The sequence below is a fragment of the Cyclobacterium sediminis genome, from assembly GCF_054781075.1.
Genome location: NZ_BAAGVC010000003.1, coordinates 810,849 through 834,865 on the forward strand (window position 1 = coordinate 810,849; position 24,017 = coordinate 834,865).

At 40.3% G+C, this 24,017-nt stretch carries 14 protein-coding genes; 6 read left to right on the plus strand and 8 right to left on the minus strand.

What is annotated here, in order from left to right; translation table 11 throughout:
• Positions 1–94: 94 nt before the first annotated feature.
• A complete protein-coding gene (locus ACYVHJ_RS05770; RefSeq protein ID WP_460513382.1) occupies positions 95–3,349 on the plus strand; it encodes a SusC/RagA family TonB-linked outer membrane protein in 3,255 nt (1,084 codons plus the stop codon).
• Positions 3,350–3,359: 10 nt separating this feature from the next.
• The gene (locus tag ACYVHJ_RS05775; RefSeq protein ID WP_460513384.1) at positions 3,360–4,796 is read left to right on the plus strand and encodes a SusD/RagB family nutrient-binding outer membrane lipoprotein; all 1,437 of its coding nucleotides are present in this window, start codon (positions 3,360–3,362) and stop codon (positions 4,794–4,796) included.
• 112 nt (positions 4,797–4,908) lie between these two features.
• Here ACYVHJ_RS05775 and ACYVHJ_RS05780 read toward each other — a convergent pair whose 3' ends face one another.
• From ACYVHJ_RS05780 to ACYVHJ_RS05805, 6 genes are all read right to left on the minus strand, one after another.
• On the minus strand, positions 4,909–6,264 hold the full coding sequence (locus tag ACYVHJ_RS05780) for a TolC family protein (RefSeq protein ID WP_460513386.1): 1,356 nt from the start codon (positions 6,262–6,264) through the stop codon (positions 4,909–4,911).
• 4 nt (positions 6,265–6,268) lie between these two features.
• Positions 6,269–9,430, minus strand: a complete 3,162-nt coding sequence (locus ACYVHJ_RS05785) for an efflux RND transporter permease subunit (protein ID WP_460513388.1) — start codon at positions 9,428–9,430, stop codon at positions 6,269–6,271.
• Positions 9,431–9,487: 57 nt separating this feature from the next.
• Positions 9,488–10,606 carry an efflux RND transporter periplasmic adaptor subunit gene (locus ACYVHJ_RS05790; protein ID WP_460513390.1) on the minus strand — a complete coding sequence of 373 codons (1,119 nt, stop codon included), beginning with the start codon at positions 10,604–10,606 and terminating at the stop codon, positions 9,488–9,490.
• 5 nt (positions 10,607–10,611) lie between these two features.
• Complete coding sequence (locus ACYVHJ_RS05795; RefSeq protein ID WP_460513392.1) at positions 10,612–11,085, minus strand: MarR family winged helix-turn-helix transcriptional regulator; 474 nt, start codon at positions 11,083–11,085, stop codon at positions 10,612–10,614.
• A 374-nt stretch (positions 11,086–11,459) separates the two neighbouring features.
• Positions 11,460–12,398 (minus strand): mechanosensitive ion channel family protein, encoded by a 939-nt coding sequence (locus ACYVHJ_RS05800; RefSeq protein WP_339903652.1) that lies wholly within the window; start codon positions 12,396–12,398, stop codon positions 11,460–11,462.
• Positions 12,399–12,680: 282 nt separating this feature from the next.
• Positions 12,681–13,217, minus strand: coding sequence for a lipocalin family protein (locus ACYVHJ_RS05805; protein ID WP_460513395.1), 537 nt, complete (start codon positions 13,215–13,217; stop codon positions 12,681–12,683).
• Positions 13,218–13,573: 356 nt separating this feature from the next.
• Here ACYVHJ_RS05805 and ACYVHJ_RS05810 point away from each other — a divergent pair, with 356 nt between their 5' ends.
• The 3 genes from ACYVHJ_RS05810 to ACYVHJ_RS05820 all read left to right on the plus strand — a co-directional run bounded on the left by ACYVHJ_RS05810 (position 13,574) and on the right by ACYVHJ_RS05820 (position 16,954).
• Positions 13,574–14,539 (plus strand): Ppx/GppA phosphatase family protein, encoded by a 966-nt coding sequence (locus ACYVHJ_RS05810; protein ID WP_339903650.1) that lies wholly within the window; start codon positions 13,574–13,576, stop codon positions 14,537–14,539.
• Positions 14,540–14,614: 75 nt separating this feature from the next.
• Positions 14,615–15,688, plus strand: coding sequence for an Ldh family oxidoreductase (locus ACYVHJ_RS05815; RefSeq protein ID WP_460513397.1), 1,074 nt, complete (start codon positions 14,615–14,617; stop codon positions 15,686–15,688).
• Positions 15,689–15,703: 15 nt separating this feature from the next.
• Positions 15,704–16,954, plus strand: coding sequence for an NRAMP family divalent metal transporter (locus ACYVHJ_RS05820; protein ID WP_460513399.1), 1,251 nt, complete (start codon positions 15,704–15,706; stop codon positions 16,952–16,954).
• 460 nt (positions 16,955–17,414) lie between these two features.
• On the opposite strand, the gene ACYVHJ_RS05825 is transcribed toward ACYVHJ_RS05820, so the two are convergent.
• Positions 17,415–19,607, minus strand: coding sequence for an APC family permease (locus ACYVHJ_RS05825; RefSeq protein WP_460513401.1), 2,193 nt, complete (start codon positions 19,605–19,607; stop codon positions 17,415–17,417).
• 193 nt (positions 19,608–19,800) lie between these two features.
• Entirely contained in the window at positions 19,801–21,561 is a 1,761-nt protein-coding gene (locus tag ACYVHJ_RS05830; RefSeq protein ID WP_460513403.1) for a DUF5060 domain-containing protein, read from the minus strand.
• 270 nt (positions 21,562–21,831) lie between these two features.
• On the opposite strand from ACYVHJ_RS05830, the gene ACYVHJ_RS05835 reads away from it, so the two are divergent.
• A complete protein-coding gene (locus ACYVHJ_RS05835; protein WP_460513405.1) occupies positions 21,832–23,898 on the plus strand; it encodes a M13 family metallopeptidase in 2,067 nt (688 codons plus the stop codon).
• Positions 23,899–24,017: the final 119 nt, after the last annotated feature.

The window sequence follows — 24,017 nt, forward strand, 5'->3', positions numbered from 1 at the left end:
TTTTGTAGACAATAATTTCTCTATCCTTAATTTATTATAATTAAATAATTTAGGTTAGGATTTATTTATCAATTATCACTTAAATGATAAAGCTATGAAGAATATTTTACTCTGTTTTGTGCTTATCGCATGCACAACAATTTCTGCTATTGCTCAGAACAGGACAGTGACAGGGAGGGTAACCTCATCAGATGAACCGGAGGGAATTCCGGGCGTAAACGTATTAGTTAAAGGTTCAATGGTAGGATCAATAACAGATATTGACGGCAACTATTCTGTGGCTGTTCCTGATGGATCAAGCACATTGGTATTTAGTTTTGTTGGCTATATGAGTCAAGAAGTAAATGTCGGCAATCGATCTACGATTGATATTGTATTACAACAAGATGTTAATGAACTTTCAGAAGTTGTTATTACCGCCTTAGGTGTAGAAAGGAATAGAAATGAATTGGCCTATTCTGCTCAGGAGGTAGATGGAGAGTTGATTACCCGAACAAGAAGCCCGGATTTTGTCAACTCCCTTTCAGGTAAGGTGGCAGGGCTTGACATCAGGAGTAATAATACAATGGGGGGATCTACCAATGTTATTATTAGGGGCTACTCCTCTATTACAGGCAACAACCAAGCACTTTTCGTAATCGACGGCGTTCCCATCAGTAATGCGAATAACAATACCAGCACCAAAGCTTATGAAGCCAATGAAAGCTTTGGTAGCCAACAAACTGGACGCGTTGGTACTGACTTTGGAAACGCCGCTGCGGATTTAAACCCCGACAATATAGAATCAGTTAACGTATTGAAAGGAGCAGCAGCAACAGCGCTTTATGGTTCTCGTGCAGCCAATGGCGTGATCATGATTACCACCAAAAAAGGTAAGGAAAACAGCATGGATATCACCATCAACTCCGGTGTCATTTGGAGTTCAATTGACAAAAGTACTTTTGTGAGGTACCAAAAAGACTATGGTGCAGGATATATAGATGCTTTCAGAACACCCCGGGATCTGGGAGGCGGAGTTGGTCCGGTGGTCAGGTTTCAAGATGATGCTTCTTACGGACCTGCATTTGATCCTGGCCTAATGGTTTATCAATGGGATGCATTGGATCCATTTTCTCCCAATTTTGGAAAAATGACCCCATGGGTGGCTGCACAAAATGATCCAAGTACTTATTACGAAACCGGCCTGAACTCCAACCAGAGCATCATTATCAGCGGTGGTGGAAATGATGCTACTTTTAGCTTAGGATATACCAGGAATGATATCAAAGGCAATCTTCCAAACAGTACCATAGACAAAGACCAATTCAATTTCAATGGGTCCTATAAAGCTTCGGATAAATTGACCATTTCAGCTTCCGGAAACTATGCAAGAACTGTAGGTATGGGTAGATATGGCACAGGCTATAACGGCAGGAATCCCAATCAGCAATTTAGGCAATGGTGGCAAACCAATGTCGATATAAGGGAACAGGAAGAAGCCTACTGGAGAAATGAACAAAACATAACCTGGAACTGGAACAGTTCCAATACCGGCCCCATTTACTCAGACAACTTGTACTGGACGAGGTATCAAAATTACTCCAACGACAGCAGAGACAATTTTTACGGATACGCCTCCGTAAACTATGAAATAAATGATTGGCTTAGCGTTATGGGGCGGGCATCTTTCAATACCACCATTGACTTACAGGAAGAGCGGGTAGCCATTGGAAGTGCAGATGTCAGTCAATACACCAGGTTCAATAGGGATTTCAATGAGTCCAACTTTGATTTGTTATTAAATTTCAATAAGGACATATCCGAAGACATCAGCTTTACCGGATTATTGGGTTCCAATCTCCGAAGAAGTAGAATGAGTTCCATCAGAGCCAGTACAAATGGAGGCTTGGTAGTCCCCGGACTGTATAGTTTATCCAACTCACTAAATCCTATACAGCCTCCTTTTGAAGAGGTAGAAAATATAGGAGTAGACGGAGTATTTGCCAATGCCAATTTCGGGTACAAAGAAACTTTATTTGTAGAGATTTCGGCCAGACAGGATAAATCAACCACCTTGCCTGAAGACAACAACACTTATTTTTACCCTGCTGCGGCAGCCAACTTGGTGTTTTCAAATTTAATTGATGTCCCATGGATTACCCATGGAAAGATCAGGGCAAACTATGCTGAAGTAGGTAATGATGCTCCTGCGCTGAGTTTATACAATGTATATACTTCACAGACAGGATACGGTTCTATTCCGATTTTTTCATTACCCAGCACGAGAAACAACAATTCCTTGTTACCTGAAAGACAAAAAAGTTTTGAAGCAGGTATGGAGTTAGACTTTTTCAGTAGTCTATTTGGTTTTGACATCACCTATTACAAGTCCAATACCATAAATCAAATTTTACCTGTCAATACCTCGGCAGCCAGTGGATACACCAAGAGGTTTGTCAATGCAGGAGAGGTGCAGAATCAAGGAGTTGAAGTTTCGGCTTTTGTGACTCCTATTCAGACAAGGGATTTTTCATGGACCATGAACCTGAATTACGCCAGGAATAGAAATGAAGTCATAAGTTTGTTTGGAGAAGGAGAAAACAAAGTATTGAATGTACCAATTGCTTCTTTTCAAGGTGGAGTTTCGGTAAATGCAGCAGTCGGTGAACCATATGGAATCATTAAGGGTAGGGATTTTATCTATACCAATGGACAACCTACAGTTAATGAAGACGGCTATTATATGGTTTCGGAAAACTCGGATGAAGTCATTGGAGATCCAAATCCTGACTGGATCGGTGGAATCAACAACACCCTTGCTTACAAAGGCATTTCTTTAGGTTTTCTTATTGATATTCGAAGTGGTGGAGACGTTTTTTCCTTGGATCAATACTACGGTGAAGGAACCGGTTTATACCCTAAAACAGCAGCTATCAATCAAAAAGGGTTTCCATCCCGTCTACCTGTAGAAGATGGTGGAGGAGTTTTGCTGCCTGGAGTGAAAGAAGATGGCAGTCCCAATGATATTTATGCAGAAAACCTAAATGGTGACGGGATCACTCCTTTTGGCTATGCTGCAAATAACTATGGCGAGTCCCCCCGCTCACTTTATACTTTTGACGGTAGCTTTGTAAAACTAAGAGAAGTTGCTCTTACTTATACACTGCCAGCTTCATTGATGCAAAAGATTGGAGTTTTCGAAAGTGTAGACTTACAATTTATCGGTCGAAACTTATGGATTATTCATAAGAACATGGAATTCTCTGATCCGGAGGAAGGATTAAGCTCCGGGAATGCCGGTAGAGGTTATCAAAGCGGAGCTTATCCTGCTTTAAAGAATTATGGTTTTAATGTTCGGTTAAATTTCTAAACCTGAAAAGATGAAAAAGATAATTATAACTATATTCTCCATGATACTGATGGTATCATGTGTAGAAAATTTAGAAGATTACAATGTGGATCAAAAGAGTGCTGCAAACGTACCGCCTGCCACCTTATATACCGGAGCAGTAAAAGAGCTTTCGGATGTGATTACTACACCTGATGTGAACGTCAATAACTATAGGTTTTATGTTCAGCACTGGACAACAACCCAATATTTGGATGAGCCTAGGTATAATATGACCACCCGGCTCATCCCACAAAATGTATGGCAAGCGTTGTATAGAGATGTTTTGGCAGATCTTGGAGAATCTAAAAGACTGGTGGAAGAAGATGCATTCACTACAGAGCCCGTGAAAGGCAATCAAATGGCCCAGATAGAAATAATGGAAGTTTTTGCCTGGTCTGTTTTACTAAACACCTTTGGAAATGTCCCTTATTCTGAAGCCTTAAATCCGGAAAATTCACTTCCTGCATATGATGATGCATCCTCCGTGTATGGAGAAATCTTAACCCGTCTAGATGCCGCTCTTAATCGTATTGATACTGACGAAATAGGTTTTGACGAAGGAGATATCATATATGAAGGAAATATGGAACTGTGGTGGAAGTTTGGAAATACGCTTAAACTAAAACTAGGAATGGTAATCGCGGATGTCAATAGCAGCATGGCACAAAGTGTGGTAGAAGCTGCTGCTCCAAATGTATTTATGGACAATTCAGAAAATGGCGCCTTCCCTTATTTAAACGCACCTCCTAATAACAACCCTGTTTCGGAAGAGATGAATCCTTTATTTACCTCCAGGCAGGATTATGTGGTGGCAAATACCTTAGTAGATGCCATGAATGAATTAAATGACCCTAGAAGACCTTTTTATTTCACTCAGGTGGATGGAGAATACCAAGGGGGGATTTATGGTTTTTCAAATTCCTATTCAGATTTCTCCACCATCAACCCAACCATAACAGACCCTACCTTTGAAGCTCTATTATTGGATTATTCAGAAGTGAGATTCCTGCTTGCAGAAGCTGTTGAGCGAGGGTATAATGTGGAAGGAACTGCTGAGGGACATTATAACGAAGCAATTGCTGCTTCTATAGCTTACTGGGGAGGAACCGAGGAACAAACCAACACTTACCTCGCCCAATCTCAAGTTGATTACTCAACGGCCCCAGGTAATTGGCGGGATAAGATTGGCAACCAAAAATGGATTGCTCTATACAATCGAGGCTATGATGCCTGGCTTGAATGGAGAAGACTGGATGCTCCCGATTTGCAACCCCCATCTATAGAAGGAACAAGTGATCTTGTTATTCCTAAGAGGGTGATTTATCCTATTAATGAACAAACGCTCAATGGAACAAATCGATCAGTAGCAGGACAGGCCATTGGAGGAGACAATAGCGAAACCTATTTATGGTGGGACGTGGAATAGCACTTTCAGCTTAGCTATGCCCCCAAATAATTTATAAGTAATTAAAAACAAAAGCGGTACTATCTCAGGACCGCTTTTGTTTTATATAATCTCCCAGATCCGCCAGTACTCCTTACAACCCCTCTAAAAGTATTCCTGCCAATTGCTTTAAGCTAAGTTCCTCAAACTTGGCATTGTACTTTGCAATGCTGAAATTATTCTGAGCGTTTCTTAAATTCAATTGAGCTTGCCTAAATTCTATTGAATTAATTTGTCCTTGTTTGTACAAATCGTCACTGCGTTCAAAATTCTTTAAAGCTGTTTCCAAATTTGCTTTCTCGGCATTAAAAACAAACAATGAATTTTGATAAGCAGAATAGGCATTGAGCACATCCCTTTTCACAGAATACTCAGTTTGCTCTTTTAAAACTTGCTGGCGTTCGATCTCTATTCTGGCATTTTTATTTCTTACCCGCGTCGCGCCTCCATCAAAAATATTCCAGCTCAAAGTCAATCCGGCTTGTGGACCAAAATTATAACTACCAGTTACAAATGCTCCGGCAGGATTTCTATTGCCGGAATAATTGTAACCGGCATTTAAAGAAATAGCAGGAAACCAGCCCGATTGGCTTGCCTTCAATGCAAACTCACTGTTCCTCAATTGACTATTGGTTTGTTCAATCAATACATTTCGCTGATAGGCTTGACTTACCAGCTCCTCTTTGGTTCCTGGTATAGAAAAAGAATTGGTTGTATCCACTACAAACTCAGTTTCAATTTCACGTCCCATTATCAGATTTAGATTCCTTCTGGCGTTCTCCAAATCCTGAGTAGTGTTAAGCAAATTAATGCTATCATTGTTTACATCAACTTGCGCATTCAATAAATCAATCTGAGTGGTTTGCCCATATTCAAAACTATAGGCCGCACGTTGCATTCTGGTGGTGGAAATACTCAAAGCATTTTTTAAAATACTTACACCCTCCGTCAATTGAGCCATCAAAAAGTAAGCATTAGACAGTTCCAAAACCGTATTCTCTATGATTTGTCTTGCCTGCAATTCGGAAATATTGTACAACTCTTTCAACTGTTTGTAATTGTACATCCTCCCAAATCCATCGAACAGTATGTAGTTTAGGTTAACGGAACCACTATAATTGTAAGCTTCCGTCGGATCATAGCTAAAGTCCCCATTTGCGGTTTTGTTTTCGCCTTGATAACCTGAAACGCCTATATCCCCATTGGCCTGTATTGAAGGCAGGTAGCCACTATTTAAAATGCTTTGATTGTTATTGGCTACCTCCAGGTCTTTTTCTGCCACCTTGATGTCATAGTTGTATTTCAGCGTAAGATTCATTGCATCTTCACGTGAAAGCATTTCTTGCCCATTAGCAACCAAGCTTGAGGCAAATAAAACCAACCCAGTAACCACCGTAAATAATTGAGAATGCCGCGACTCCATTTGGATATTTTTTATTTTTACTCTCATTTTGTTAAACATTCTGCGTTGATTCTTCATTTTCATGCAGCTCCTCCACTGCTGGCTCCACCGATTCCTTTGATGGCTTAATTCCTTCCCAAAGCCATAATGAATAAACTTTTAACAAATTACCTACTGACAAAAGCATGGGAAGCATAATCAAAGTAAGCACCGTAGCGATGGCTATTCCATAAGCAATGGCAATGGCCATTGGAATTAGAAATTGAGCTTGCCTGCTTTTTTCTAAGATCAAGGGAGACAGACCTGCGATGGTAGTCACAGAGGTAAGAAAAATGGCTCGGAATCTGGATTTTCCTGCTTGAATTAAAGCCTCATCAAAATCAACCCCCTCTTGCAAGAAGTTGTTAAACTTACTTATAAGCACCAAACCGTCATTTACCACGATTCCAATAAGGGCGATGATACCTAGTAGTGATAGCATATTAATCGGGAAATCATGTAACCAATGCCCCCAAGCCACCCCAATCAAACTAAACGGTATCATCACCAATAGCAAGATCGGCTGCAAATAGGAACGAAAAGTAAAAGCGATGATAACCAGGATTAGAAAGATGATGATGGGAAAAACCTTACCGGCAGAGGCAGTCACCTTTCCGGCCTCACGATTTTGACCTTCATACAATGCCGAAACAGTTGGGTATTTCGCCATGATCTCAGGCATTACATTCTCCCTAATATCAGCAATAATATCTGAAGAGCTATCCTTAGGATCTTTTAGGTCGGCCTCTACTTTTATTTCTCGTTTTCCGTCCAAATGATTGATAGTGATTTCTCCTCTAGCGATATAATAGGTAGCAATTTCACCTAAGGGAACACGATTACCGGAGGCACTTACTATATGCATATTATCTAAATTCAAAATAGAAGAACGCCCTTCTCTTTCATAACGCACCCAGACAATAATCTCATCCTGTCCCCGCTGAAATCTTTGAACCTGTAAACCATTAAACCCGGCACGAACCTGCCCTATCACGTCATTTAAAGTAAAACCCAAAACATAGGCCTTGTCCTTTAATTCAATATTAATTTCATTTATACCTGCAGGATCATTATCACTTATATCACGCAATAGGCTGTTTTCTTTGATTTTTTCTTTTAGCTCAAATTTGGCTGCCTTTAGCTCCTCTATATTGTAACTTAACAGTGATACAGAAACAGGTTTGCCCCCAAAACTGGACCCGGCATCAAAGGTTAAACTCTCCGCAGAAGGGTGCTCACCTGCTGCCTGAGCAATAGATCCGGCTATTTCTGAAGCCGTAAAATCACGATCTTCACCCGGTAGCAAGTTGATTTTTAAAGAGGCATTGGCTGTACCCGGACCAATTCTCTTAATAATACTTTGAAAAACCTGGGCGCCACCTGACTGCTTTGCCGTGTATTCCTTATTGACCTCGATGGCCACATTCTCAATTTGTGTTATGATAGAGTCTGTCACGCTAGGGTTTATTCCTTGTGGCATTTTCAAAGTAACATTAACTTGGTCTGATGCTATGACGGGAAAAAAGGTTGTTCTAATTATCCCCCCTTGGATGGCTCCTGTAGTGATCACAAACAAGGCGATAAGAATTGAAAAGCCCAACACCTTGTTTTCCATACAGAAATGAAGAACCGGACTATAGAACTTATTGCGCAGAAAATTCAAGAATGTAGTTGCCCTGGTATTAAACCAATACTCTTTCTGACTACCGGAAAGTGCTTTTGAATGTGCCACATGCGCAGGGAGAATAACCAAGGCTTCAAACAGAGAGAAGGCAAGTGTTAATATGACCACTATAGATACCTCTCCAAAAAACTCTCCTAATCGGCCATCCAAATAAAAGAAGGTGGAAAATGCAACCAAGGTGGTAAGAATGGCTGAAGTAATTGCCGGTAAAACCTCCATTGTCCCATCTATGGCTGCCTGAACGCGGGATTTCCCCTGTTCATGGTGGTAGAAAATATTCTCAGCAATCACAATTCCATCATCAACCAAGATCCCTATCACTATTATCATCCCAAATAGAGAAAGTACATTTATGGTAATATCAAAATAGGAGGCCATCATAAACATTCCCATAAATGAAATAGGAATACCAAAAGCCACCCAAGCTGCCAACCTTGGACGCAAAAACAAGGAAAGAAAAAACAGTACCAAAGCTATCCCCTGTATACCATTAACCAATAAAAGCTCCGTACGTTCTACAACTATTTGAGACCTGTCATTGGTTATACTTAGCTGGATATTGTTGTGGGTTTCATTGAATTCTTTGGCATATTTGGTCGTTTTCTCTGCAGCTTCAATTAAATCTTCATTGTTAGTTGTACTAATTGTAAATGAAATAGAGGGTTGATTATTGAAATAACTTCTATCAGGAGTTTCAGACCAGGCATCTTCTGTTACTGCCACATCTTCTAAAGTAACAATAGCACCATTTTCCTCGGTTTTTAGAATAATATTGTTAAGCTCTTTTCCATAATAAGATCGATTATTTACCCGAATCAAATAATCCTCTGCCTCGGTTTTAATAGCCCCACCGGTAACCAAAATATTGTTATTGGCCACAGCATTGGCAACATCACTAAATGTCAAATTATAGGAACGTAATACTTCTTCATTTACCGAAACCGTAATTTCTTCATCAGGATAGCCGGCAATTGTCAGCTGAGATATTCCTTCAATACCTCGCAAGTCATTCTCTATCTCCCTTCCGATGGTTTTAAGGGTTTTCAAAGGGATATTCTCCCCACTTAATGCCAACTCAATGGAGACATTTAAATTTTCATTTTTGGCCACTACCGGTGGCTCCATTTCTGCCGGAAAGGAAGGGACTTTATCTACAGCATTTTTTACATCGGCCAATAATATATCTATATCATAACCTTTGATGGCCTCTATAGAAATGCTAGCCGTATTTTCCGAGGAAGCTGAAGTAAAACGGTCAATCCCCACAATCCCACGTAAATTGTCCTCAATTTTTAGAACAACCCCTTCTTCCATTTCTTGTGGGGATGCTCCGGGATAATTGATAGTAATGTCTATAAACTTCGAATCCTGCAAAGGAAAAAAGCTGGATTTTAAGGATAACATCCCAAATGTACCCAAAACCACTACCGCCAGGATAATGACATTGACTGCCACAGGGAATTTTATAAAATGTGATATAATTGATTTCATTTTTAATCTAGTGAATGGTGAAAAAACTGTACGAAAAAAGCAGAAAAGAAGTCACCGTTATTGCTCCTCGTAAATACTTACTTTCATGCCCGGGTAAGCTCCTGTAGGCAACTTTGTAAGCACTTTCTCACCATCTTTTAACCCGCTTATCACCACAGACTTTTCCTTATAAAACAAAGGTTCAATTGTTTTCTGGACAAGTACTGAATCCTCAACCACAAAAACTTGATTCTTATCAAATACCACACTTCTGCTCAATTCATAAGCATTTTCAACCTCCGTGGCCATGATATTTGTTTTCACATACATGCCTTCTTCCAAGCTTTTACCTGTGACTTGTACATACACGTTTATCGTTTGGGTTTCACTGTTGACCAATCTGTTGATTCGAACAATTTCTCCAACCCATTCTTTTGAATCGTTATTTGTGGAGGTAACAGTTACTTTTTGACCAATCCCTAAAAAATCAATCATGCTAACACTCACAGGTGCTTCAATTTCAAAAACTGTTGGCTGAATAAATTCTCCCAACTTTTGTCCAGGCCTAATCAAAGAACCCGGAGTCACCAAAGCTTCCACCAATACCCCATCAAAAGGTGCCATAATATTGTATTTGGCCAAAGTCAATTCCATATTCCTCACATTGTAATAGGTAGAATAAATGGTCCGGCCGGTAATAAACATCTTTTCCTGATTGGATTCAGGTTCCGGAAGTGCTGGCAAGGGTTTATTTACATCGATTTGACTCAGGAAATCATTCCATTTTTCAAAAGACGAGGAGTAGTCTAAACGAAGATCAGCAAGTGCTGAAGTCACCAAATTTTGAAGACTACTTTTCTGAGACATTAAACTAGCACGGTAAACATCCGACTCAATGGCAACCAAAGGCTTTCCTTTTTTATAGAAAGCCCCCTCCTTAAAACTACCTATAGGAGATGTCATTACACCTTGCACTTCTGCGTAAATTTCAACCCTATTCTTTGCCTCCAAACTTCCGGTAGCTGTAAAGCCCAAGGGTAATGTGGAATTTTTAATGGTTTCAGCAAACACGGTAGCCGTGGAAATGCCTTTATTTTTTAATGGTGGCTTTTTGCTTTCTTTCAGAATATTAGATAATGTAAACCCGCCAAACAAAACCGCAATACTTACGCCAATAATGATTAGTTTTCTTTTCATATACACTAGTTGCTATTGCAACCACTTTTTAGATTCTCAATATTTTTTTTTATTTTACCTAAAGTTCTTATCGTTTGTTCTAGCTCCTCCGCCGGTATATTTTCCTGGATTTGTAATACCAATTTTCTAAAGATCGGAACAGTATTCTGAAACACCTGCTCTCCGTGTTTGGTCAAATGAACCATGTTTATTCTCTTATCCGTTGCAGAAGGGATTCTCGCTACAAGATTTTTCTTTTCCAAAGTATTAATAAATCTGGCCAATGAAGCTTTGTCTCTTTCTGTAATAAATGCCAAATCATTCTGAGGTAAAGGCCCCTTCATCGACAAGGCTTTTAACACAAGCATCTGCTTTTTAGTCAAATCCACCCCGGCTTCCTTTAGGTTTGCATTAATGAAAATATCTACCCATTTCATGGTCTTTCCTAACCATGGCAAAATACCATATTCATTAATATTGGGCTTATAATCCTTATCCATTTCCATCAAATTTTGAGCAAATATAAATTAAATGATTGCATATGCAACTATTCAAATGTTTAAAAATAATTTTATCCAATGAATTGAGAGATAAACACACAACCTAAAATCATTAGTTTTATAGAGGTGTATTTAGTAAATAAAAAGGCTAAACTAGATCAACCCTGTAGTTTAGCCTTCAAATTAAAAACTATACAAAAAAATTGAAGGCAGTTTGAAAAATTCACCAATCCTGTGACATTAATTATGAAAAAAGGCTAAAATCAATTTAACCTCCCCATAAATGATAATTGAAATACTTAGACCGGTAAAGCAACAATAAACATTTACTCCACTACATGGATTAAAGTAAAAACCTTAGTTCCACATAATTCCTATTGCTCTCCTTGCGGCTTGTCTTGACGCTGATCACTTATATTGGCTTGCATTTTTTCCCTGGGAAAAACCTGATTCAATTTTTCACCGCCTTTGATACCAAAGTCCAAGGTTCGGATTGGGAATGGAATCATGATATCTTCCTTATCAAATGCTTTTTTAATCGCAATAATAGCTTCACTTTGACTCTTCAGAAACTCCAATTGACTTTTAAAGGCTACCCAAATCATAATTCTAAAATCAATGGAGCTACTTCCAAAGGCCAAATAAACAAGGTCAATGTCTTTATTTTTATTAATATTAGGTACGTTTTCTACTGCTGCTATGGCAATGTCTCTTACCCGCTCCAAATCCTCCCCATAGGATACCCCGACATTTAAATCTATTCTTTTATAAGTGTTTTCAGAATCGTTTACCAGGGGATTTTGAAACAACATCTTGTTAGGAATGATAACCTCCTGTCCTTGAAATGAGGTCAGCTCTGTGGTTCGTATGCCAATACGTTTGATAATACCACTGTACCCTTCACAGTGGATCACCTGCCCAATTTTAAATGGTCGTTTTATGGCCATGAAAAAGCCGGCAATAAAATTAGTGGCAATGTCCTGGAAGGCAAAACCCAAAGCCAAACCAATTATTCCTGCCCCTGCAAGCAAGGAAGAAACAGTTTTGTCAAGGTTTAGGAAACTTAAAGCTGTAAAGACACCAATTGAAATAACTATGATATAAATTATTTTCGATATTATGGAAGAAAGCGAGTCGTTCTTAATTGCCTTACCCAGAAATCTATCGCTTAAATTTTTGACCACCCTAGCAACTAAAACAAATGCGATAAGCACCAATATCGCTACCACAAAATTTGGAAGCATTTTAACCAAAAGTTCTAGCCATCCAATTAATTTTTGAGTAAGAATATCGTAATATTTATTAATTTCCATGGTATATTAATTTCAGTTATTCAATTTCGAAGCCAATTACTATGCCTTTAATTTTTAAGGAGCCAAAAGATAAACCTATTGCATAAAAAAAAGTTTTAAACTATTTGGCGCAACATCAATTTAATCAGTTGGGAAAAGGCAATATTATATTTTAATAATAAAATAATTTTATTCCGACACACATTATAACAAGCAAAATCCTGCCCGCAGAGACCTCCAGCCAATTTATAACCTCAGACCATTGTTCGGTCGCCTCCACAGTAATAACTTACAGTAGAATTTTTATATCTTATCATGACTTACCCAAAGAAGCGTTGAAGTATCATAACCGATATTCTCAGCCATTTTCAGGTACTTACTCCTAATGTTTATAGGTATATCCGTCCCTCTAGAAAGTATCCATAGGTATTTTTGACTTTTCCCGGCAACCAAAGCATATTGATAGTCTTTGTCAATTGCGATTACATTATACCCTGAATAAAATGGCCCGAAAAATGACACTTTTAGCTTCCCCACATTCTCAGTCTCAACAAATTTTGCCTTTCCTATGGCTTGAGTCCATTCTTCTTTTTTTGTATTGTAACCTCGATTGTCGACCTTAATCGTCCCATTGTCATTGATAGAATAGGTGGCTGTGGTATTATTTAAGTTTTTTTCAAACTTGAAATCCATCCTGGCAATCTCATACCATTTACCTAAATATTTTTCCTGATCAAAGGATTGCACTGCTTCCGCCCCTTTTGGGATCGTTGCACAAGAGAAAAGCCCTATCATAAATATCCATGTTAATAATAAGAAAACTAAAATTTGGTTTTTCATTAATAGAAAGCCTTTTAGAAGATGTATTAACTATTAAAACAAATGTTGTGCCTGTATCCCTATATCTAAATAAAAATCTTGATAGCATAAATCAAGTGTTGTTATTCCTTCAGTATTTCAGAAAAACTTCATCGCCCCAAACACTTTGCATTCCATTCTTCTTGAGCCAATATATCACTTTTATCCACCAAAACTGATCTATGATCTATAATTAAACTCCTAATTATTTTGATTATAATAATTTGAAGTTTCTCTGAATAGTTTTTAACATCATTTTTTTGAATATAAAATCCCGGGCATGAATAATTTTTCAAGAAACTTTATATATTCGCACAAACTTTTGAAAGCCAGGTTTTATGAAAAAAAAGGCGGCAGTCATCGACATGGGCACCAATACCTTTCATCTGCTAATGATAGCATTTGACAGCAATGGTTTTGAGGTAATCTACCAAGAAAAGGTTCCCGTGAAAATCGGTCAGGGAGGCATCAATCAAAACATCATTCTTCCGGAAGCTGAAAAACGTGGATTGCATACCCTTGAGCATTTTCACAACCTCATTAAAGGGGAAGGCATTTCCCAAATTTTCGCATTTGCCACCAGTGCGGTAAGGAATGCTGACAATGGATTTTCTTTTATCCGGAAAATTAAAATACAAATCGGAATAGATGTACAAATCATAGACGGTGAGCGGGAGGCTGAACTGATTTATAAAGGTATTCGCTTGAGTGCTTGTCTCAGCTCAGCCAATGCCCTAATGATGGATATTGGTGGAGGATCTGTTGAATTTATTATTGGAAATGTGCATAAAATACTTTGGAAAGGAAGTTTTGAAATAGGTGGCCAAAGGTTATTGGACTTGTTCCATTACCATGATCCTATTCTCCCTGAAGAAGTGGAAAAACTATCCCTCTACCTGGCGGAAAAATTAACTCCGCTTATAAAAGCCATCAATACACATGCTCCTCAACAACTAATAGGAGCTTCCGGCACCTTTGATACTTTGACAGACATGTACCTGGCTTCGGAAGGAAAGAAAAAAGACAGAAAAACTATTCGTCATATTTTACCTGTTTCAGCCTTTGAAAACATGGCTTCAGAACTGTTGCTACTTGACAAAGCCAAGCGACTTAAAATCCCCGGTATGATTCCTTTAAGAGTAGACATGATTGTGGTGGCTTCCTGTCTGATTCGTTTCATCACTCAATGGGTTCCAACGGATCAGTTGGTTTGTTCAACTTACTCCTTGAAGGAAGGTGCTGTTTCGGAAGCAATGACCAAAACGGAAAAAATAAAAAGCACCAGCCTTACACCTACCCAATAAAAAAGGAAAGTTCTTCCATTAGGCTTTAACTTTTAGCATTTTTGCACCATCGATCACCCAATTTCTTGTCCAATAATGAACTTCACCCACCAACAATTAGAAAAATTTACCTTTGCCGTATTACAAAAAATAGGATGCCCTGAGACTGATGCAAAAACTGCTGCCTCCGTCTTGTTGTCCGCAGACTTAAGAGGGGTAGACTCCCACGGAGTTGCTCGATTGTCAGGATACGTCAGACTATGGGAAGCGGGACGTATCAATCCTTCACCTAATATTAGGGTAGTGCATGAGACTCCAAGTACGGCCGTTGTGGATGGCGATGCAGGTTTAGGTTTGGTGGTGGCCCCCTATGCCATGAAAGTGGCCATAGAAAAAGCCAAAACAGCTGGTACCGGATGGGTATCTGTAAAAAACTCCAACCACTACGGCATAGCGGGTGTTCATGCTATGGAAGCTTTGCAATACGACATGATTGGCATTTCACTAACGAATGCAAGCCCCTTGGTAAGCCCTACTTTTTCAAAAGAGCGCCTTTTGGGCACCAATCCCATATCGGTAGCCATTCCGGCCAATGAGCAACCTCCCTTTGTGTTGGACATGGCAACAACTACTGCCGCCAATGGCAAACTGGAAATCCTCCAAAGGAAAAAAGAACAAGCTCCTGAAGGCTGGATCCAAGACAAGAATGGGCAATCAACCAGAGATCCTTTAGGGGTGAAAGATGGTGGTGCACTTTTGCCCCTAGGTGGCGACAGAGAACATGGTTCTCAGAAAGGTTATGGATTGGGAGCGGTAGTCGATATCTTTTCCGCAGTACTTTCAGGAGCCAATTACGGCCCTTGGGTCCCCCCTTTCGTTGCATTTTTAGAACCTCACCCAAACCCTGTTGGGGAAGGTTTGGGTCATTTCTTCGGCGCAATGCGCGTGGATGCCTTCAGGCCTGCAGATGATTTCAAACAACATATGGACAATTGGATCAGCCGGTTCCGAGAGGCTTCACCGGTGGATGGTCAAGAAAAAGTGTTGATCCCAGGTGACCCTGAAAGGGAATTAGAACAAGAAAGAAAAGCCAACGGGATACCATTATTAACAGCAGTGGTAGAAGACCTACGTGCACTGGGTGATAAACTAGGTGTAGCATTGGAATAAGCTATTACATACCAATTGAATATTAAAGGATTTTTACAGACGTTAGGCCCCGGCATTCTCTTTGCCAGCACAGCCATTGGTGTGTCTCACTTGGTGCAAAGCACCAGGGCAGGGGCTGAATACGGCTTCGGTTTGGTGGGTTTCATAATAGCAGCGAACCTTTTCAAGTGGCCATTCTTTGAATTTGGTTCCAGGTATGCAGCAGCCACAGGTGAATCTCTGATCGATGGATACCAAAAAATCAGCCCTTGGTTTTCTCGCTTGTTTCTAGGCATAAACTTGCTTTCCATGTTTTTTGTTAATGCCGCTGTTACCTTTGTGGCAGCAGGTTTTTTACAAAACTTATTTAGAATAGAACTATCACCAAACTATTTCTATGTCCCTTCTATACTATTATTGCTGATCTCTTTTCTATTTCTTGCTTTGGGAAGGTATTCTCTGCTCGATTCAGGGATAAAAGTCATCGGAAGCTTTATGTTTTTGAGCACACTTTTGGCTTTCTTTATTGCTCTTTTTAATGGCCCCAAAGTTCCTATAGAAGATTATTCCATCTTCATCGAATTGACACCTCAATCTTTACCATTCGTTATTGGCTTAATGGGCTGGATGCCCACAGCCATAGACGCATCAACATGGAATAGCCTATGGACCATCGCTCGAAGAAAGCAAAGTGGCTACGCTCCTACCGTTAAAGAATCCGTTTTTGAATTCAACTTTAGCTATTGGATTTCCTCCGCCCTTTCCATATGCTTTGTAGTGCTAGGCGCATTTTTACTTTTCAATACGGGAGACTCATTGCCGGACAATAATGTTTCTTTTGCCACAGGTGTAGTAAATTTATTCGCTACGCAATTGGGCTCCTGGGCGTTTATGGTCATTGCTGCAGCAGGTTTTTCCATTATGCTAGGCACCTGTATTGGAGCCATGGATGGCTACGCCCGTTCCACCGCTAGAGTAATTGCAGTAATGAATAATCGGCAAGAAAAAAATACTGACTATCTTTTATGGCTGACCTTGATAACACTCGGAGGAATACTGGTGATCGGTTTTTTCATGGCATCTTTTAATCAATTAATAGGATTGGCCACAACCATATCCTTCCTAATTGCTCCTATCATTGCGATTCTCAATTACAAATTGATATTTAGCAAACATCTCACTAAAGCACAACAACCTGGGAATTGGATGCGTTGGCTTTCCATTACTGGAATCAGCTTCCTTTTTCTATTTTCCCTAGTATTTGTTTATTTCAATTGGACCCAATAGATCCGGCAACAAGCCTTGGGAAATTATTTTTTACGATTAAAAATTCGTAAAGACTAATTTTTAATCAGTGAAACCTGATGAGAAATACAAAATCAGTTACGAAAATCGCATGTCCGCTAAGCACGAAATCCCCCTTTCTCTAAAGGGGGTGCAGGAGGATTTTAAGGGGAACGGCATGCTGACTCGTCCTAGAAAGGTTTATAAATTATTGTTTAAATACTGTTTTGGATTTACAGTTTACGAAAAAATCCCCCTTTGTCCCCCTTTTTGAAGGGGGAATAGTGACCTTTGGATTAGCTGATATATTATTGCATTTCACTTTCTCAGCCCAATCAAATCACTCTAGGTTAGCCTTAAAAGTCCTTTGCTGCAAATCCCCCTTTTTCTTTAAGGGGGTGCAGGGGGATTTATTTCGTAACCATTTTAAAAAATAAACTTGATATAGTATTACACTAAGCAACTAAACCAATACTTTGTCAAACTCCACCTCTTGTGCAGCCAGAACAAAAACCTTGGTAGGCAAAGATTTGGTTCGTTCCTTCAGTTTAACATAGTAATCCTCAAAAGCCCCCTCCTCTTCAGGCACCGCCAAGCCCATCATGATCATGTCACTGTTTTTCGACTCTTCAGCCATTATATCCCAAAAATTCCGGCCCTCAGCTGTCAATATCTGATAGTCGAAACCTGTACGCATCCCTTCAAAAATTTTATCCAAATTATCTTTTGCTCCTGCATAAGCTTCCTTATTCGGAACTACCATTTTTACATTTACAGAAGCTTGTTGCCATTCCCTGCTATTTTTCAACAGGTAAGCCAGAATTATCATCAAGCTTCCATTTCGCTTTAATCCTCCCCACCAGATATCAATCACTTTTTTTTCCTTAAAGCCTATATTCCCTTCATCCTGAACGATAATTACATTTTTTCTGGATTTATAGAAATGTCTTATCATTTCCGAATAGGGCACCAGGCTTCGGTTTTCTCTGGTATCACCGAGCAAGATGGTATTGGGGACCAATTGTCCCAAACCGTAAGAATTGACCATATGCATGGCTCCTGAAAAGGGATCAGATGCCCGAACCACTCTTACCAAGGCCTGCACATTCTTATTGGCCAGGTAATCCATAATTCTTCCCTCAAAGTCTTTGACTTTCTCCTGAGGAACATTGGATTCAGAGACAATGGTGGTCACAGTAAAAAGGGCGTTACCGTTGGTAATATCATCAGCAAGCTCAATCAACCGCCACCTCTTCCCGGGAGACCCAGACAATACAAGAATGTTTGGACGCCAACTTTTGGCATTGGCCTCTTTCTCTAGCCTAAACAAAGCATACCTTATTATAGAGGAAAAAACCCCTCTTCCCAGGCCTCCCCACGTCGCCTCAATCTTTCTCCTTTCCAGCCAAACAAAAATGATCCCTATCACCAAAAAAGCCATAAGGGTTGCCAAAGCATTAATCAAAAACATCACTCCTGCACAACCAAGGGCACCCAAAAGTGAAAACACCCAATGAACCTTAAACTTGGGTCTGAAAGAAGCACTACCTAAAAACCGCTCTGTGGCCGCCGTTATATTTAATACGGCATAGGTGGTAAGGAAAAACATGGTGAGTACAGGGGCAATGAGGTTTAAGTTACCAAAATACACCGTCAATAGGGTGATGCCAATGGTAAAGATCGTTGCCGCTCTAGGAATCTTTTCCTTCCCTCCTACCTTACTAAATACGCCGGCCCATTTAGGCAAAATCTTATCATTGGCCAAGGCCTGCAAAACGCGCGGCGCTCCCAACAAACTACCGGTGGCACTTGACAAGGTTGCTCCCCAAATCCCCAGCACAATGGCTCCACCCCAAATGGCAATATCCTGCATAATAAGAGGATTATCGATCAGCGTAGAAGCATCTGCTCTGCTAGCCAATATCACCGGCAAAATCATATAAATCAAATAACCCACACCAATGGCCATAAAAGTACCTTTGGGTATGGATTTGGAAGGGTTTTTTAAATCTCCTGACATATTTACCCCTGCCATAATCCCGGTAACCGCCGGAAAGAAAATAGCAAATACCTGCCAAAAATCTACCGACTGCGCTGCCGGCACTCCCCAAAGTTCAACATTGGAGTCTTCCATGGGACTACCAAACGCCAAAGACAATAAAGACAATGCAATCAAGCCCATGATAAAAAACTGGCTTTTGATCGTAGCCGTGGTGGAAAACAAGGCCAATCCTCCTAAAACCAAGGTGGTAACTATCCCTACCCATTTCATGTCCAAAGCAGGGAAAATAGCAACGACAGATTCAGAAAAACCAATGACATACAAGGAAACTGAAAAAGCCTGCGCCAGGTATAAGGGTATCCCGACAGCTCCTCCAATTTCTGCTCCCAAAGACCTACTGATTAAAAAATAGGCGCCTCCACCTTTTACCGGTGCATTGGTAGCAATGGCCGATATTGACAAGGAAGTCAGAAAGGTAATGGCAGTTGAAAGGGTTACAATAAGTAATGTCCCTATCAAACCCACATTCCCCACAACCCAACCAAATCTTAGGTACATGATAACCCCCAAGATGGTAAGTAAAGAAGGAGTAAAGACCCCACCAAAGGTGCCTAGTTTGGCAGAACCGGCATTTTTTATGTTTTTTATATTCATATGAAAGCGCTACAGTCTAGGTTTCAGCTAATCGTATAAAGCCAAGTTATCACTGGGTCAAATGATCGCATTAGTTTTATTTTCAGGACAATGCTCCCCTTAAGGTCTTGGTTATTTGCTGCAATAACTTAGCTAAAAACCGGGACCAATGCACTTGTCTAGGTAAAATAACGGAGATTTTGGATTGAATACCTTATTTATTATTAACCTTTTTCACCAAAATCACCCAGTCTAAATCAGTTTCTTCCGGAGCTTTTCCCAGTGAGGTATTTTGTCCACCCGACACTTGCTTTAAAGTCTCATTTTGAGACCTGGCGCCTGTTCTCGGGTTAAACCAATGAATTTCAAACACCCCTTCAGGCAATTTGAGTTCCCCTTCCCCACCATCTCTGAGGTAATATACAAATACTTCATCATTGGCAGCTAGCAACCAGGCATTTGCAGCTTCATTTTTTTGAGGGGCCAATTCTTGAAAAGGGATTTCACTTTGGGTGAAAAAGTTTTTGGCATGATTCATCTGCTCATAATAGGCTTGGTATTTTCGGTAATCTTGTATTCTTAGATCTTCGCCTTTCCCGATATACACCTCCGTGCCAGCGGCACCGGCCATTAATGAAGCCCAAAGGGAATGCTTTCTCCACACATCCAATTCCGGATACTCAGGGCCGGTATAAGGCTCATCATAAGCAACCACCCAAGGATGTCCAGTAGCAGCAGAGGCTTTTCTCCAATGTAAAATTCGGTCATACCCATGCGTTACATCTTGATAATTTCCTTGAAAACTTATCCCCGTATAGGATGGGTCTCCCACCAAATCTTCGAAAATTGCATCTGTATTTGAAGGGCCATTGTGCACCACAATTAATTCATCATAAGGAAGTAAATCTTTAAGGTAAGCAGCGAATTGTTTTCTCTGCTGAGTGGTAATTGATTTTCCGTAACCTTCATCTTTTTGCCAACCGTTTTCTTCTCCTATATTCCAGGTAACCGCATTAAGGTAACCAAATCTGGCAGCTAATTCTCTATAAAAAAGCTTTCGGCTGTTGGCAAAATCACCCCTTTCTTTAAATTCAAAATAGGATTGATTCTCTTGCTCAGACAATACAAATTGAACCATCATGCCTTCCTCCATCATATAATCAAAAAGCCCTTGCCACTGATCAAGTTTGGAGACATCGTATTGGTAATAATCATCTTGCCCAACCCATGGAAAGGCCGTCTTTCCATCGCCATAAGCACTCATTAGCAAAAAGTAATGGGAATTGATCCCTTGCTTCTTAAGGTAATTGACCACCCCTACTATTCCTTTCCCTTTATCTTTATGCCAAAGCAGATCACCTTCTTCCCAATCAGCGATGTGTTTCTGATAAGTCCTTTCAGAATCAGTTCCATCAAAGTCTTTGTATTGAAGCAATACCTCAGGCGCATTGGCTCCCATTTTAAAAAAATATTCTCCATTGGTGAATTGAAGAAAATGCTCCCCAATATATTGTAATTTCCCCTTGCCCAAAAAGCCAGCTTGGCTTGTATCTGCAGGGGTTACAGTGAATGTTCCTTGCTCACCATCAAAGGCCAAACTGCTCCCTTTGGCATTTCCTGTGGCTATGGCTATATTTTCACCTTCCAAAAAGCTGACTCGATATGACCACTCTCCCGGTTTTAGGGGCAATAAGTGGGCCCTCCACACCGTACCTCTATCTGCTCCACTCTCACCGGCATCACCATCCGCGGCAAAATACCCCGGCACCACTATGGCTTCACCGTCAGGATCGGTAAAATGCACCTCCATTTTATAATTTAAAAATGTTGCTTTGTCTTCAGTCAACTCCGGTCCATTCCATGAAAATGTCATTTTTTGGTAGGCAACGGAGTCCCCTTTAACCAGAGATTGCTGACCGCAGGCGAATAAAATCAACCCCATTAGAGAGAAGCAAATAAATGATATAAGGCGCATATAATTTTAGGTTTAAAGGTTGGATTATTGGCTAAATATAGGAAATGCATTGACCAATTCATATAGTGCTTTTTGATTAGAGACTAAAGTCAGTACACTCCGTTTTTCACTTATAAAATGCGCTTGATTTAAATTTATTGAATAGGGATTACCAGCAAATGTGATCAGTATAAATGGTCGTCAATTTATATTTCGCAACAAATTCAAATCCGTATTGAACAATTTTTTCTTGTTTTTTGTACTTTAAATAATCACAAACCTGATGATCCTATGAAATTGCTAAGTCAAACTAGTGTAATCCCTGCTTTAATTTTATTCACAGTCTTTTCTTGTGCTCCAAAGCAAGTAGAGACGGAGGAAGAAATTGAAGCCATAAACTTAAGCCATATGGATACCTCTATCCGTGCGCAAGATGATTTTTTTCAGTATGTCAATGGAACCTGGTTAGCGGAGGCAGAAATACCTGCAGACCAAGGGAGATGGGGTAGCTTTCTGGAACTTAGAGACCAAAGTATAGCCGGAGTAAAGCAGGTTATGGAAACAGCCAAGGCCAATATTTCCGAGTATCCTAAAGGAACTGATCAATACAAGGCCGTAACATTTTATACCATTGGTATGGATTCCCTCTTGGCAGAAAAAAGAGGTCATGATGTCTTGCTCCCCTGGTTTGAACAGATAGAGCAGATTAAAAACAAAGCAGACCTGCAGGCATTTATAGGCAAAATCCACCCTTCCGGTGTAAGTGCATTTTTCAATATTTATGTAAGTTCAGATGCCAAGGACTCAGACAAAAATGCCTTATACCTTAGTCAAGGGGGGCTTGGATTGCCTGACAGGGATTATTATGTGGATGAAAGCAACGAAAAATTCAAAGAAATCAAGGCGAAATACGAAACCCATATCTCCAGGGTATTTCAACTACTAGGCAGTTCAGAGGCAGCAGCCCGCAAGGTAGCGAAAGATGTTTTGGCGATAGAAACAAAGCTGGCCGCTGCCAGCAAGACCAGAATCGAAATGCGAGATGCTGAAGGTAGATACAATAAATATTCAGTAGAAAAGCTTCAAGCAACTACTCCTTCACTGGATTGGTCTGCTTTGTTTGAAACTTTTGGTGCAGCCACAGATGAGGTTATTGTCAGTAGCCCGGATTTTATGGTCGCCTTGGAAAGGGTTTTCAATGAATCGGATCCTGAAATGTGGCAAAACTACTTAAAATGGCACCTAGTGCGCAAGTCCTCTCCCTATATGAATCATGCATTGGTACAGACAAATTTTGATTTTTACGGAAAAGAATTGCAGGGAACAGAAGCATTGAGAGCCCGATGGAAAAGGGTGCTGAGCAGTGCAGAAGGGGCTGTAGGAGAAGCCATTGGTAAATTATACACCGAAGAATTCTTTCCCGAAGAAGCCAAAGAAAAAGCCAATGAGATGGTCAATAATATATTGGAAGCCATGGGTGATCGAATTCAAAACCTGGACTGGATGAGTGATGAAACCAAGGCCAAAGCCATGGACAAGCTGGCTACCTTCACAGTAAAGATAGGCTATCCGGATAAATGGGAAAGCTATGCTGCCCTGGAACTGGATGACAATAAGGAGACCACTAGTTACCTGTCCAATATTATCGCTGCGAACCAATTTCAATTCCGCAAAAACATGGACAAACTGGGCAAAGAGGTAGATCGCTCAGAGTGGTTTATGACGCCTCAAACGGTAAATGCCTACTACAATCCTACCTATAATGAAATCGTATTTCCTGCAGCCATTCTTCAGCCACCTTTTTACAATTACAAAGCAGATGCTGCGGTAAATTATGGCGGCATAGGTGCTGTAATCGGACATGAGATATCCCATGGATTTGATGATCAAGGCAGTCGCTACAGTCCGGATGGCAACTTGGAAAACTGGTGGAAAGAAGAAGATCTTGAACGCTTTAAGGAGAGAACCGGAGCACTTGTGGCCCAGTATGATCAATATGAACCTATTAAAGGATTGAATGTGAAAGGTCAACTTACCTTGGGAGAAAATATTGGTGACCTGGGTGGTGTACTGGTGGCCTACGACGGACTACAAAAACATTTAGAAGAGCATGGTAATCCGGGGAAAATTGATGGTTTCACACCCTCCCAGCGTTTCTTCCTTTCATGGGCCACTGTATGGCGCACAAAAAGCAGGGAAGAGGCCTTGCGCACCCAAATCCAAACTGACCCTCATTCACCCGCACAATATCGTGCCAATGGTCCATTGGTCAATGTTGACGCTTTTTATCAGGCCTTTGATGTCAAAGAAGGGGATCAAATGTATGTCGCACCTAAGGAAAGGGTTAGGATCTGGTAAGACCAGATATTTGACCTGTTAGGAAAAAAAGAGGTGCTGTATGTAACAGCAACTCTTTTTTTTAGGTATTGATACTGTTTTAGTTATGGGTTGATCATGCCTTTCACCTTGGCTTTTTG